This window comes from Desulfurococcaceae archaeon MEX13E-LK6-19, assembly GCA_029637525.1.
In the GTDB taxonomy this organism is placed as follows: domain Archaea; phylum Thermoproteota; class Thermoprotei_A; order Sulfolobales; family Desulfurococcaceae; genus MEX13ELK6-19.
In genome coordinates this window covers 599990-613940 of the sequence record CP072660.1, presented here as the reverse complement: position 1 = coordinate 613940, position 13951 = coordinate 599990, and the positions used below count along the sequence as shown (strand labels likewise).

Annotated in this window: 11 protein-coding genes and 3 tRNA genes; 6 read left to right on the top strand and 8 right to left on the bottom strand. The window is 42.4% G+C overall.

Going from position 1 to position 13951, the window contains the following annotated elements; translation table 11 throughout:
- Positions 1-7: 7 nt before the first annotated feature.
- Both J4526_03565 and J4526_03560 read right to left on the bottom strand, forming a co-directional pair.
- Positions 8-3433, bottom strand: a complete 3426-nt coding sequence (locus tag J4526_03565) for a DNA-directed RNA polymerase subunit B (protein ID WFO75936.1) — start codon at positions 3431-3433, stop codon at positions 8-10.
- A gap of 13 nt (positions 3434-3446) precedes the next feature.
- Positions 3447-3701: a DNA-directed RNA polymerase subunit H gene (locus J4526_03560; protein WFO75935.1), complete on the bottom strand. Its 255-nt coding sequence runs from the start codon at positions 3699-3701 to the stop codon at positions 3447-3449.
- Between the two features lie 255 nt (positions 3702-3956).
- On the opposite strand from J4526_03560, the gene J4526_03555 reads away from it, so the two are divergent.
- Positions 3957-4056, top strand: a tRNA-Lys gene (locus J4526_03555).
- Between the two features lie 10 nt (positions 4057-4066).
- Here the strand turns inward: J4526_03555 and J4526_03550 are convergent.
- Positions 4067-4645 carry a DUF99 family protein gene (locus J4526_03550; protein WFO75934.1) on the bottom strand — a complete coding sequence of 193 codons (579 nt, stop codon included), beginning with the start codon at positions 4643-4645 and terminating at the stop codon, positions 4067-4069.
- A 2-nt stretch (positions 4646-4647) separates the two neighbouring features.
- Positions 4648-5841, bottom strand: a complete 1194-nt coding sequence (locus tag J4526_03545; protein ID WFO75933.1) for an orc1/cdc6 family replication initiation protein — start codon at positions 5839-5841, stop codon at positions 4648-4650.
- A 139-nt stretch (positions 5842-5980) separates the two neighbouring features.
- Here J4526_03545 and J4526_03540 point away from each other — a divergent pair.
- The 4 genes from J4526_03540 (at position 5981) to J4526_03525 (ending at position 9437) form a co-directional block, all read left to right on the top strand.
- Positions 5981-6057 (top strand) — tRNA-Ala (locus J4526_03540).
- A 185-nt stretch (positions 6058-6242) separates the two neighbouring features.
- Positions 6243-6671: a hypothetical protein gene (locus J4526_03535; GenBank protein WFO75932.1), complete on the top strand. Its 429-nt coding sequence runs from the start codon at positions 6243-6245 to the stop codon at positions 6669-6671.
- A gap of 127 nt (positions 6672-6798) precedes the next feature.
- A complete protein-coding gene (locus J4526_03530) occupies positions 6799-7974 on the top strand; it encodes an MFS transporter (GenBank protein WFO75931.1) in 1176 nt (391 codons plus the stop codon).
- 38 nt (positions 7975-8012) lie between these two features.
- Positions 8013-9437, top strand: coding sequence for a hypothetical protein (locus tag J4526_03525; protein ID WFO75930.1), 1425 nt, complete (start codon positions 8013-8015; stop codon positions 9435-9437).
- Positions 9438-9563: 126 nt separating this feature from the next.
- On the opposite strand, the gene cadA is transcribed toward J4526_03525, so the two are convergent.
- Complete coding sequence (cadA, locus tag J4526_03520) at positions 9564-11156, bottom strand: cadmium-translocating P-type ATPase (GenBank protein ID WFO76308.1); 1593 nt, start codon at positions 11154-11156, stop codon at positions 9564-9566.
- Between the two features lie 322 nt (positions 11157-11478).
- On the opposite strand from cadA, the gene J4526_03515 reads away from it, so the two are divergent.
- Complete coding sequence (locus J4526_03515) at positions 11479-11907, top strand: CopG family ribbon-helix-helix protein (protein ID WFO75929.1); 429 nt, start codon at positions 11479-11481, stop codon at positions 11905-11907.
- 91 nt (positions 11908-11998) lie between these two features.
- Here J4526_03515 and J4526_03510 read toward each other — a convergent pair.
- The 3 genes from J4526_03510 to J4526_03500 form a co-directional block, all read right to left on the bottom strand.
- A tRNA-Leu gene (locus tag J4526_03510) sits at positions 11999-12086 on the bottom strand.
- Between the two features lie 35 nt (positions 12087-12121).
- Positions 12122-13570, bottom strand: a complete 1449-nt coding sequence (locus J4526_03505; GenBank protein WFO75928.1) for a DUF402 domain-containing protein — start codon at positions 13568-13570, stop codon at positions 12122-12124.
- Positions 13571-13579: 9 nt separating this feature from the next.
- Positions 13580-13855, bottom strand: coding sequence for a UPF0147 family protein (locus tag J4526_03500; protein ID WFO75927.1), 276 nt, complete (start codon positions 13853-13855; stop codon positions 13580-13582).
- Positions 13856-13951 lie beyond the last annotated feature (96 nt).

The window sequence follows — 13951 nt, the reverse complement described above, 5'->3', positions numbered from 1 at the left end:
CACACCTCTACTTCTTTCTAACGATATCTTCTAGTTTGAGACGAGGCATGATACAGAGACTCATGAGTTCTTGAAGCAGGAGCTTGAATGCATAACTCACCTCAACGGGGTAGAGCTTTCCTTTCTCTCCATGGAGTGGACATACTAGTCTTCCTTTGTTCCTATCATAGTATCCTATGTGGCCACATAGCTCACATACATAGATCACTGTTTTGTCGCTCTTATCGAGGAGCTGTTCTTTCAGCAGCAAGCTTGCTCCATGGCCTACTAGACAGTCACGCTCCATCTCACCCCATCTAAGACCGCCCATTCTCGCACGTCCTTCAACAGGCTGTCTCGTGAGTATCTGTACTGGACCTCTGGCACGGGCGTGGATTTTGTCTGCTACCATGTGGTGTAGTTTCTGGTAGTATACTATACCGATGAATATTGGTCTCTGTATGATTTCTCCGGTTCTACCATCATACATTACTTCTTCTCCGGTTGCAGGATAGCCTAGCTTCTTTAATCCTATCCTGATGCCTTCTATTGGTTCTTTGTAGAATGGTGTCGCGTCAATGAATCTTCCCTCGAGGGCAGCGAGTTTACCGGCCATACTCTCGATCAATTGTCCTACTGTCATACGGCTTGGGAATGCGTGTGGGTTAATTATCAAGTCGGGTACAATACCTTCCTCAGTGAACGGCATGTCTTCTTGTGGTACAAGTAAGCCTATAACACCCTTCTGTCCATGGCGAGAAGCAAACTTGTCTCCAAGCTCTGGTATACGCAAGTCACGTACACGTACCTTGACAAGCTTGTTTCCTTCGGAATCAGTTGTTATCAAAACTGTGTCTACAACACCTTTCTCACCATACCTTGTGACAACGCTTGTGTCCTGCCTAACTAGGCTAGTACCAACGCCATATTCCTGGACGCTGAGGAATCTCGGTGGACTGGTCTTGCCGATGAGTACATCGCCGCCTTTGACTTGTGTTTCTGGGACAACAATACCGTCTTCTTCTAGCTTCTCGTAAGCCTTGGGTCCACGGTACCCTCTAACATGGCTTTGTGGTATCTCTATAACGTCTTCTTGACCACCAGGATACTTGTACTCCACTGTACTGTATAGTCTGAAGAACGTGCTTCTACCGAGTCCACGGTCTACAGAACTCTTGTTCATAATCAATGCGTCCTCTATGTTGTATCCAGTGAAGCTCATTACTGCTACAACCATGTTCTGGCCGGCGGGTCTGGCATTGAATCCTGTTATATCCATTACTCTTGTCTGTACCAGTGGTTTCTGTGGATAGTGTAGGAAGTGGCCACGTGTATCCATTCTCCTCTGATAGTTAGCCGCATAGAGGCCTAGAGCCTGCTTAGCCATTGCTGCCTCATAGGTGTTACGTGGACTCTGGTTGTGCTCTGGATAGGGTATTATCGATGCTGTTATGCCAAGTATAGCTGGTGTCCAGATCTCCATGTGGGTGTGCTCGGGTGTTATTTCATGCGGGTCTATCGCTATGAAAGCGTTCTCCTCTTCATCAGCGTCAAGATATTCAACTATACCATTCTCAACGAGATCCGAGAAACTCCATTTACCGCTCTCGAGCTTCTTTATGTGCTCTGGTTTTAGCTTGAGCTCACCGTTTTCGATAACAAACAGTGGCCTCCTGATCCTGCCTGCGTCAGTGTTTACAAATACCTCGTTCGTGTGTTTTGTAACGATATGGGCTACGTTTACTTCGCTACTTATTTCTCCTTTTCTACGCCTCTTCCTGATCTCCTCGGCTAGAGCCCTGCCATCTGGATGGTATCCTATTAATCTACCATTTATGTATACTTTACTCCATGTCATGAACTTCTCTGGTCCTTCCTGTTTAGCCATTTCAATAACCTTGTCTATAGGCACCACGCCTAGTTCCTCGTAGAGCAAGTCCTCGATCTCGGTTTCAGGGACTCCGACACTAACATTCGCCATAAGGGCTAGGTTTTTGACTAGACCAATATTCTGTCCTTCAGGCGACTCGAATGGACAAATCCTACCCCATTGTGTTGGGTGAAGCTCTCTTGCCTCAAAGTGAGGCTGGCTCCTGGATAATGGTGAGATCACTCTTCTCAAGTGACTCAAGGAGCTCATGAGGTTTGTTCTGTCAAGAAGCTGGCTAACACCAGTTTTTCCGCCAGGCCAGTTACCGGTAGCCATTGCATGGAGTATTCTGTCTGTAAGCATGCCTGGCTTGAGTATATGCTTTATGTCTGCTCTACGGTGTCTGCTAAGGTTCTTCTCGATAGCATTCTTTAGCTCACGAACAAAGTAGTTGGTCAAGTGATACCTGAGAAGCTGTGCTAGTAGCTCACCAGCTAGTTTGAGCCTCTTGTTTCTATAATGGTCTTTGTCGTCTGGTTTCCTCCATCCCTTGACGAGTTCTATGAGTTTACAAGCCATCTGCCCTATGAAGTACGCTTTCTTCTTCCTGATCTGCTCCTTGGATTCACCAGGTCTACCGGTTATATGCGGTAACAAGTGATCGTCTAATAGCTGTTTTGCTCTCTCAATTCTTGCTTGACGCGGTTGTCCAATAGCTATTCTAGCACCAATATAGTCTAGAGCATCCTCAGTAGTCTTGATATCAACTACTTTCATGAGGCTTGGAAGCATCTCTTTCTGTATCTCAGGGTCGAGGCTAACCGCGTATACTATGTCCTCGTCTTTCTCTAGGCCAAGAGCTCTCATGAGTATTACTACTGGTATCCTGATGCCTTGGAGGTTTACATAGAGTACTCCATCCTTCCTTCTCTCTATGACAAGCTGGCTTCTCCTACCCTTTGCTACACTAATTACTTTAGCTATGTGTGTAGCGGCAGAGCCTTCGCTAGCTTTGTCAACTAGCACGTTATTGCTTGCAAGATCCTCTTGTGCAACGAGTACTCTCTCACTACCATTGATTATGAAGTATCCGCCGGGGTCCTTGGGGTCTTCACCAGCCTCAATAAGCCTCTTGATATAGTCTTCTTCAGATTCACGTGGTTTACGAGAAAGTGGGTCAAGAGATGAGCGTAACATTATAGGGAGATCCATTAAGAGGATCTCATAAGGACCATATGTTTCTCCTTCAACTTCTACTTTGAACCTCAAGTAAACAGGTGCGGCGTAAGTCAAGTTCCTCAAACGGCAATCCATAGGGGTTACTCTAGGGAATTCCTTCACGGAGCCGTCGACTTCTCTAATCATTGGTTTGCCGAAGCGAATACCCTCGATGATAATCTTTGCGCCAATACTTGGTATAGGGATCTCCTTGTACTCCTCGATAATATCGTATATTACTCTCTCAACGAAATCATTATAGCTGTCTAAGTGCTGGCGTACTAGTCCCTTCTCCTTAAAGTATGCTTCCATAACAACCCATCGATCATCTGGTGTAGGAAAAACTTCCTGTCTAGACGTGGACAATACAAAACACCCCCTAGCCAACAACTACATACCTATAAGCAATTACTTCTCCAGCTGTGAAGCTCTTTCTACGAATACGTACGATATCACCTGGCTTAGCCCCTATTGCCTTAGCGACGGGATCGCTTGTCAAGAGCCATGGTAGCTGTATGGGTTTCACACCAAGTTTCTTAAGAACCTCAGCAGCTTCCTCGGGGCTAAGAATCTCGTGTTCAGGAACCCATTCATGTTCGAGTATATTAACTGTCTTTTTCTTAGACTTAGGCATAGTAGGTCAACCCTAGCCTATCTCTTATCAGATAGATATACTTTACTATCAATCACCGAACCCAAAGACGGTGGGCTGGAACACAGGTCAAGAAGGCTATTTACAAACCGGTTCTTAAGCATTACCATAATTAATACTATAACAGTTACGAAAACAGCTAGAGACAGCACCACTATTCCACACTATTCCTACATCTACACCACTGTTTAGAGTAAAATTATAAAGGAGAAACACTCTTACACTAGGATAGCCTGTGGGCCCGTAGCTCAGCCTGGTAGAGCGGCGGGCTTTTAACAACCCAGTGTAGCGGGTGGAGGAAACCCGTAGGTCCCGGGTTCAAATCCCGGCGGGCCCGCTACACATTCTCATAACATACCTATCCTAAGCATTTCTCTTGACAGAATAGACGCTAGTTGGTCAGCTATTCTAAGCGGCTCTGGCTCGGGAGAGTAGAACTGTAGTTTCTCGAGAACAGTCTTCGCTTCATAAGGACTTATGCCTACTGGTGTGTACTCAAGGGCTCTCCACGGTGTTTCCATGACGTATCTTCTTGTCAAGGCATACTCTATAACTTCAAGCCTGATCTTATAATCACTGAAGTTCTTCGTCAAAGCTTTTCTTATTCTCTCTATGCTTAGAGGATATCTGAACACGACTATGCAGGGAGTTTTTGTTTCACTATATATTCTCCTAGGGTCGATTATGTTGAAACCCCCATAGGTTACTCCATCAAGTAGTACTATGTTTTCATTTCTTTTAAGCAACCTAACTATCTCAATAGCCTTATCCGTAGCGTCAAGTCCATCAACTTCTATGTAATTCCATGAAAAAGCTTCTATGGCGTTAGTAGGGATGCTGTATAGGACTCCGAAGAGAATAGTGTATCCACGTCTAGCTTTGTATTCTAGAGGAAAATACCCGTCATCAATAGCGATTACTTCCATATTTACTCTCCAAGAACTTTATCCAGCGTCTTCTCTATAATGTCCAGCGAGTCCCTTATTCTAATCATTTTTGTTTTGCCGTAGCGCCCCCTGTTGACCACTATAGCGTTGACAAGTCCAAGCATATCGAGTTCATTTATTATCTCACTGACTCTCCTCTGAGTCAATGGGTCAAGCCCCATGCTTTTCGCTAGAATCCTGTACTTGTCATAGGTTTCCCCTGTTGTTGCATGTTCTTTCTCTCTAACAATCAACGCTATAGCTTTCAACACCAGCTTGGCGTGTAGAGGCAGTGTTGTTATTACTTGTTGTATTCTACCATACTCTATTTCGAGCGAAGCTTGTTTAACATGTTTTATCAATACTTTCTCAGAGCCTTCACGCTCAGCAATCTCGCCTGCAACACGAAGGAGATCAAGCGCTCTCCTAGCATCACCATGTTCTCTAGCAGCTAGTGCTGCACAATACTTTATCACATCAAGTGATATTGCGCCTGGACTAAATGCTTCTCTAGCTCTCTCCCACAGAATATCCTCTAGTTGTTCAGCATTGTATGGTGGGAAGACTATTTCTTCTTCTCCAAGACTACTCCTGACCCTTGGGTCAAGATTCTCAATGAAGTTGATGTCGTTTGTTATTCCTATAATCGATACCTTGGCTGTGCGTAGTTCCTCGTTTATTCTAGCCAATTTATAGAGCAAGTCGTCTCCATGATTCTTAACATAATAGTCTATCTCATCAAGTACGACAACATGTATACCTCCCCAGTTTTCAAGAGCCTCAATATATCTCCTATAGACTTCTGCTTTAGCAAGACCTGTATGAGGTATTCTCAAACCAAGACTTCTAGCTATCTCAGCAAGGATCCTGTATGGCGTATCTGTTTTCCGTGTATTAACATAAGCATACTTGAACTTAGAGCCAAGCTCGATAGTCTTCTCCTCAAGCCTCTTCAGTACAAAGAGAGTTACAGCAGTCTTACCAGTGCCAGTCAGCCCATATATCAATATGTTGTTGGGTCTTACTCCCTCAAGAGCAGGTATTAGTATACTGCCTACGCGCCTAATCTGCTCTTCACGATGAGGTAGTTTGTCTGGTATATAGTCTGGGTGAAGCTTCTCCTTGTCAACGAATATTCTATGCCGTCTCTTCAGCCTCGCCTCGATAAGCTCATCGAGAATATCCTTGGCACCCAACCATAAAACACCCGGAAAAACCTCTGTTTCGACTGGAGATAAGGTAGAAGTCCAAAGGATATATAAAATCTATACCAAATGATCCTAAACCAAAAATCCTTAAACCCCCCTATAATAAAGAGTGATAAATGGCACAGGTGGGCCGGTAGCTCAGCCTGGAAGAGCGCTCGGTTGGCATCCGAGAGGTCCCGGGTTCAAATCCCGGCCGGTCCACCATTCTACACATCTTCTACACATACTACTCATACCATTTCACTTTATCCAATATAGTTCATGAAAGTTTGGGTTAGATATTGTTTATAATTTAATTAAACATCAGTAATTTCTTTAGTTAAATATTCTGTTGCACTATAGATATTGTTATATACTACTCTAAGGCTTAGACACTAATTGTGATATCCATGGAGAAGGCTTTATTCTACTTCAAGTATGGTCCGTTGCCACAGTATGGTGATGGCGAGGTAGAACTTGGCGATAAAGAGCTGGTCGTCAGACTTCCAATGCTACTGGCTGAGAAGCTGAAGAAAGGTATTTCAGTAGGGCTTATAGCTAAGACTGCTGTTCTCGTTGGATTATTCGGGCTAGGTAGATGGATCCAAGGTAAGAGCGATAAAATAACTATACCATATTCCACGATACTTGATGCTAAGATAGTTAATCTAAGGTATGGTATCTTTGGGCGAAAAGACTTCATTGAAGTAACTATTGGCGATAAAAAGGGAACAATGAAACTATACTTCGCCCCATTCAAAGGCCTTATAAAAAGAGATTTCAGTAGGACAAAAGAATTCTACGATGAACTCCTGAAACTAATTGGGAAGAAATCCTAAAGACACTATAACAGCTAATAGCTGTAAAACAGCAACTTGATAAACTCGCTAGCGAGACATGTTATAGTCATAATGCTGAACAGTGTTCGACAGAGCAAGTATTTAAGTTAAGCCATGGGATAGTGAGATGAAGAATGTAGAGAGATGGCTAAAGGCTTTCGCCATAGCTTTTCTCCTTGAAGGACTTGGCACATCAATATACTTCACGTACAGTAGACCTTACATCATAGAGAATCTTGGAGAAGCGTATGGGTTAGCTGCCCTTCTCGCTTCGGCTGAATTAATTCCATCAATATTCTCTGTAGTAGCTGGAATGATCGGGGACAGAATTGGTAGACGCAACCTCATACTTGTTGGCATACTTAGATTCCCGGCATTAACACTATTGGCGTATATAAATCCTGTTTATGCACCAGTAGCAGTAGCTTTAATGTATCTTGGAACAGCATTATCGGCGCCAAGTAGCTTGGGAACAGTACTAGAGGCAGGCGGTAGATCAGGAAAAATATACGCATGGATAACGTTTTTTGCAGGTATTGGATGGGCTTTAGGAGGCTTAGTCCCCGGGATTTTCAAGCAATACATTGGCGGAATAGGGCTTTTCCTGCTGGCAGGTATCTTCCTAGCCATATCTCCTATAATTCAGTTTGCATACTATCCTAAAGGACTAAAAGGTAGATCTATTAGCCTACAAGAGGTTTTCGAAGGAATAAAGAGGTCTACAGCTGTGGTTCTAGCTATTCTTTTCTCCACAGCTGGACTGACTATGTTTTACTCACTTCTACTCGTCAAGATCTATAGGGAGGTAGGAAACCTCTTCATCTACGGACTTGTGACAATGAGTTTAGCTGCCTTAACAGGCTCGCTCATGAGACCTCTTTCAGGCAAGCTTGTAGACAAATATGACCCAGATATTGTGCTTGCTTTATCGCTTATAGCTTATATGATCCTCAATGTATTCCTTTACATATCAAGTGGGTTAATACTACTGGTACTATGGCTTGTCCCGATTTTCCCATTCAAAGATACGGCACAAACAATGTCTATTAGCCGTAGATTACCGCCAGAATTACAGGCAACAGCAGCTGGGATAATAGCTACAGTGAATAGCATCGCTGGGCTACTAATAGCTGCCGTGTCACCCGAGATAGCAGCTCATGGTTTACTTGGAGGCTTCATAATCCAATTATTCCTGTTGATATTATCCATAGCAATTCTCTACAAGGCCTATAAGAGCGCATGGAAGAATAGAAAGGTCAGATATAATATACGTGGTGTGCTAAGTATTTTCAATATTCGTTGAATATTTTTTCTATGAGAAATATCGTGGGTTAGGGGAACATGATTAATGTTATAGAGTATTATTCTCAGAAAAACGTCGCCGAAGAAATTACCTTGTTTCTAAAGGATAGATGGGTTGGCATAGAGGGTCCTGGAAAGAAGTGGATCAGATGGATCCATAATAAACCCCTCATCATCACGTCGCCAGACGAAATAGTTGATTTACTGAAGAAGAATCGCTGGCTCAACCCAAGAAGTATCTATGGGACAATAGAGCTGTTTAAGAGGCTTACTTCAAGAAGAGATGTTGAAGAAGACTATGAGAACAACGTATATGCTGCAACAATGTTTATCGACATAGATATTGTTGACGAAAGTATTGTTGAGAAGACTTGGCGTTACGCCATCGAGGCAGCCAAAACAATAAGGTCTTTTCTTGAGCAAGAGGGTGTTAGGGAAAGCATTTATTTCCTATGGAGTGGCGCCGGAATCCATGTTAGAATCCATGAGAAAGCCATTAGTGACAACATCTACAATATGGCTCATCCAATTGACGTGGTCTTTGCTCTAGCAGAGTATATCATGGAGTCTCTCAAGAGGGAGCTACTCGAGATCGTGAGGGATAGTGGAGGCTTAATAAAAATAGAAAATCTCGTTGCACCCAAGAGAGTGTTTACAGCACCACTTAGCCTACATCGTAGACTAGATGCTGTAGCCATACCTTTACGTCCAGAAGACTTAGATGAATTCAATCCTTCTTGGAGCAATCCAAAGGAGCCGAAATATAGTAGCAAAGCCTGGGCACGATTTAAACAAGGAGAAGCAGATGACTTGGCTGTAAAGGCTTTGAAGAAGATAGGGAAAGTAAAGACCCGGAGTCTCATAGAAGCACGTGCAACAAAGATAACACTGCCAAGTATACATGAAACCCTATCTAATCTTGCTACACTATCTTCTACAGGGAGATCTATTGGAAGGTTCCCTGTAATGGCTTTACTGCAAGCCGCAAGATACTATCTCTTGAAGAAAGATATAGATAAAGCCAAGAGCTTTGGTCTCAATAGAGCAATATTCTATGCCTGGGCAAAATATTATGGTCCTTCACGAAGACCTGTAATGAAGACTACTAGAACGTACATTACAAGCGGGGCTGGAGAGAAGAAGATTGTTGAAGAACTCGGCGAGAGAGTACAGATAGGTCCTTCAGGCTACTACATGATGGGTGGTATTGAACAAAAACCAGAAGACTACGATAGAAATGTCGCCAGGAGATTCGAAGAAGCCGGTATACCTTATGAAAAAGCTTGGAAAGCGGCTCTCGAGTACGTGTCGAAATTCCCACGTACAATACTAACAGACCCACAGAAGTTCTACAAGTACGTCTATGAGCCCGTGAGAGATAATTTTGTAGAAAAAGTCCTTAGCGAAAAGAAGGGCAAACCCAGTAAAGCTAGGAGCCTTGATGACTGGCTTAAGAAAAACTAAACACCATACCACATCATCGCTAGCTACCTAAAGAGTTAACTTACAGCTAAAAGAGATACTTTGATACAAACAATCATGCGGTTAAACTAATTGTTTAATATCACTACTGGTTTACCGGCTAGATCCTTATCGTCTTGAGACCAGATATCCTATTACACTCAGTGCTACAAGAGTTGATCCGTCATCACCTATACCAACAATAGCCCATAAAGGCAGTAATCCCATTAGACCCATTGTTATAACGCCTAGCTTAATTGCTAAGGCTAGTGCTATCGATGTATAAATTGACAACATATACTTTCTTGCATAACGAAATAATAGAGGCAATCCATTTATACCCTTAGGCAATACTACATCAGCAATACTCGATACAACATTCAAACTACCAACAGCTATGCCTACATCAGCTTCTGCTAGCGCCTCTAAATCGTTAATCCCGTCACCAACCATGGCTACATATCCATACTTACGACGTAGATCTTTGACAAGCTTTTTCTTATCACTAGGGCTTAACTCAGCATAATACTTGTCTATTCCCAGAAACCTGGCGACTTTTTCAACTCTATCACTTGTATCGCCGCTTGCAATGACTATTTCAAGCCCCATTTTCTTGAGAATAGAGACTATTTCTCTCGCATCCCCGGAAAGTTCTTCGCCAAGACATAAAACCCCAGCCAAGCATCCATCGATAGAGACAAATACTTCTCTTTCACCAACACCGCAACCAACATCATTAACCGTGATACCCAGTTCTTTAAAGAACTCCTTAGAACCAATGTATACTGTCTTACCGTCAACAACTGCCTTAACACCTTTACCAGGATACTCTTCAGCACTAAAAGGAATCATATCGCTATGCTCAGCAATAGCTTGCGCAACCGGGTGATTACTCGCCTTAGCAGCACCACCAGCAAGCTGCAGTATCTCTTTTTCACTAAAACCATTGATGGCTACGGCTCTCGTAACTCTCAGTTTACCCAGTGTAACGGTACCTGTTTTATCGAACACAACAATCCTGGCCCTATACGTATTTTCTAGTGATAAACCTCCTCTAGCAACAATTGTTCTTCTAGCGAGAACAGCGATAGTTAGTGCAGTAGACGTGCCAGAGGATATAATGAACGCGCTAGGACAGCCAGCTAATAATATTGCTAAAGCCCTATATGGTGTCAATAATAATGTGGCTAGACCGAACAATACTAGGACAAGAATGGTGTATGGTTGAGAAAACCTCTCGATAAAGCGCTGTAGTGATGCCTTCCTGGCTAGAGACCTTTCTGCTTCCATAACAAGTAGTTGTAGTATAGATTCATCAGGTCTTCTAAGGATGCGTACCCTAACAAGTCCGCCTTTATTTACATACCCGCTCTCGACATGATCTCCTTTTCTGAGGTATCTTGGCTCGGATTCGCCAGTTATATACGATGTATCAAATACTGCTTCACCATCCACGATAACCCCATCAGCTGGAACAGTGTCACCGGGTTTAACCAGTACTATATCACCAACATCTACGTCATCAAGATCCTTCTCAATAATACCATTACCAACTTGTACGCTAACTTTACTAGGCAAGAGCTCTCTTAAACCTGTTAACTTTCTACTGGCATATCTTTCAGCATAATGCTCTATTAACTCCGATATAGAGTATAGCGCGAAGACAAGAAATCCTTCTAGAATAGCATCTATATACCACGTAACAACTCCAGCTACACCCATCAATAGATCCACTGATATCTTCTTCTTAACAACAAGATTCTTTACAAACCTAGCAAGTATCGCCATTGATATAACTAAAAGCGCCAAGTCTATAGCATAGTAATGTATTCCAATAATAGACAAAACCAAGCCCAGCACACTTACAACGCCTATTAACACCCAAAACCTCGGTATACTGTTCTCCACTACACGTCAACCCAGTTAACGATACAAAAATAGCTAATATAATAAGTCTTATTATTAAATACCAATAGCAGATATTATAGAGAAAATATTAAGAACTGCCATAACAAGTTAATATATCAGAAATCTTAAGGGGATAATGCCCATGCCACCTATCATAAGCATTTCAATACCAGATAATCTCCTCGACAAAATAGATGAATGCATTAAAAGATACGGGTACACCGGCAGATCAGAGTTTGTTAGAGAAGCATTAAGGGAATATATTTCACAAAAATACCCTGAAGAACTATATAAAGAGAGAATCTATGGCATACTCATTGCATTAACAAACCATGAACTAAAACCCTCAGTAGACCAGAAGGTAATTGATACAATACACTCATTCCAACCAATAATAAGATCCTTCTATCACCAACTACTTGAGAAAGGATGGTGCCTCAACATAGTTATAGTCGAAACCAATTGGAGAGAAATACAAACTATGATAAAAATACTTAGAAAAATAAGAGGCGTCGACAAGATATGGTTTATACCCATTACAACAGAGCCCAAAACAAAGGAATAGAAAACACTACCCTTAAACAGAATTATCAAGAAGAATCACTCAAGTCTACTCCTATGGTAACTATATGGTAACTATAAGGTTGCTAAGAAGTTGGTGCGGGGGGTGGGATTTGAACCCACGCAGGCCTACGCCATCGGGTCCTCAGCCCGACCCCTTTGACCAGGCTCGGGCACCCCCGCACCTAGTGTAATTTAGCTATTAAGGAAGGTTTTTATTATTGACTCTCATTCTCGTTGATGTTTTTCTTAAACACGTTCTTCAATACTTCTTCAATGGCTTTCTTAGCCCCATTATATAGTTCCTCTGAGATAACACCTTCGTTATAGTATTTTTCGAGTTCATCCATATCTATAATCTCAGGATCACTACCATGTTTCGCAACAACGTCAACTAGTAAGTCATGGTATTTTATTTGTGCTGGAAGTATTTCTGGAGGCGTGTTTATATTAACATACATACCTATTGGTGTGCCATCGCTTCTCCTATAGTTGTGTATTACATACCATTTACCCGTCTCTACGATCATTTCATCGTAGTCGCCAGGCTTTTTCTCTACACCAAGCCCATCATATACTCCTGTTCCACGAAACACTCTCTTTAACCTCAGTTTGTATCCATTGGCGGTCTTGATTATTGCTTCGATTCTACCAGGGGTTAAATCATAAACCTTGCCATCGGGCTTGATATGGATTATACTTATTTTCGGAGAACTAGTGTTCTTTGACATAACGTATTCATTTATACTCTCTTCGACAACACTTCTTTCAACACCATTCTTTAACAAGACCTCAGCGAAATCAACTATTTCAGATAATGTATCACCAAAGGTTTTATAGCTATGATGACCCTTTATTGTTGCTACAACTTTATCTCTATACTCGTCGAGGATCTTTTTTGCTTCACTAGTCAGCCCCACAAGAGCAACAAGCTCTCCTTCATAGACTATACAAGGCTCACTGCATTCTCTCGCTTTTTCGAGGACTTCTTTGAGTTTCTGCTCGAGAACCTTGATCTCATTAACTATATCATCTGGCGAAGCATAAGCAGAACTACTACGTAAATGCACTCCCAAACCCTTACCCATTACTCCCGCTGTCGCCGCTGCAAGTAGTTCTTTCCTCTTAACTTCATCTCTGACATGCTCGCTTATTGTCAGTCTCGTTGAGCCATGTATTAACGCAATATATTCTCCTATGACACGAATACTTGTTGATACACGTGGAAACTCTCCTGGCTTAACCGGTGCCTTGACTACAGATACCGTTACGAGACCTCCTGGTTCCCCTCTACAATTATCAAGATACGCTCTATATCCATAAGGCAGTTCCAGCGTGCAAGTATTTCCTTCACGATTAATTATCTTCGCTACAACAACTGAGTGTAAGTTAAGTTTAGGCTTCCAAACAAGAACATACCTAAGAGTGCTGGTAAGCGTATCAAGTACTTCACTAGCCTTATCTGGAAAACCTATTACTAGCAACTCATCTCTATCAGCATCCTTAACCGTGACATCGGCTGGCGATGTATTTAACGGGATACCCATTCTTTCTTGTATAACTCTACTTGCCTGTACAATCACGTGTCCTGCGTCTGCAAGTATTTTTGTTAATGCTGTAGCAGCTATACCACGTACTCTCACTCTAGCCAAGGGAGGTCTTCCCATACTAGATCATTAGTCCTTGACTGTTTCAAGCAATGTTATAACATTCCATATTCGGACACGGGTATGAATAGGCATGTTGGGATCCTGGCTTATGGAGTCAAGAATACTGATAGCATTAGCTGCTCTTACTCCTGGAGAGAGTTTCTCATCCCTAAGCTGGTTTAATGCTTCTGTAGCAGCTCTCCTTATGTTACGTGGTACACTGGTGTCATTAATGATCCTCATGAGCATGAGCATTGCCTGCTTGATCTTAGCCTCATTATCATATAGTGTGGGGGCTGCCACATCAATCACCTCTAGGGCTAGTTATTAGGGCGTTACAGTCCTACAATATAATGCATAAACCACGATACTTAACCTTATATATTTAATCTATAAGGA

What these genes read in the sequence shown, in the direction of transcription:
- J4526_03530 (WFO75931.1), top strand. Translation starts at nt 6,799, where the DNA reads ATGAAGAATGTAGAGAGATGGCTAAAGGCTTTCGCCATAGCTTTTCTC.
- J4526_03525 (WFO75930.1), top strand. Translation starts at nt 8,013, where the DNA reads ATGATTAATGTTATAGAGTATTATTCTCAGAAAAACGTCGCCGAAGAA.
- J4526_03515 (WFO75929.1), top strand. Translation starts at nt 11,479, where the DNA reads ATGCCCATGCCACCTATCATAAGCATTTCAATACCAGATAATCTCCTC.
- J4526_03505 (WFO75928.1), bottom strand. Translation starts at nt 13,570, where the DNA reads ATGGGAAGACCTCCCTTGGCTAGAGTGAGAGTACGTGGTATAGCTGCT.
- J4526_03550 (WFO75934.1), bottom strand. Translation starts at nt 4,645, where the DNA reads ATGGAAGTAATCGCTATTGATGACGGGTATTTTCCTCTAGAATACAAA.
- J4526_03560 (WFO75935.1), bottom strand. Translation starts at nt 3,701, where the DNA reads ATGCCTAAGTCTAAGAAAAAGACAGTTAATATACTCGAACATGAATGG.
- J4526_03535 (WFO75932.1), top strand. Translation starts at nt 6,243, where the DNA reads ATGGAGAAGGCTTTATTCTACTTCAAGTATGGTCCGTTGCCACAGTAT.
- cadA (WFO76308.1), bottom strand. Translation starts at nt 11,156, where the DNA reads ATGGGTGTAGCTGGAGTTGTTACGTGGTATATAGATGCTATTCTAGAA.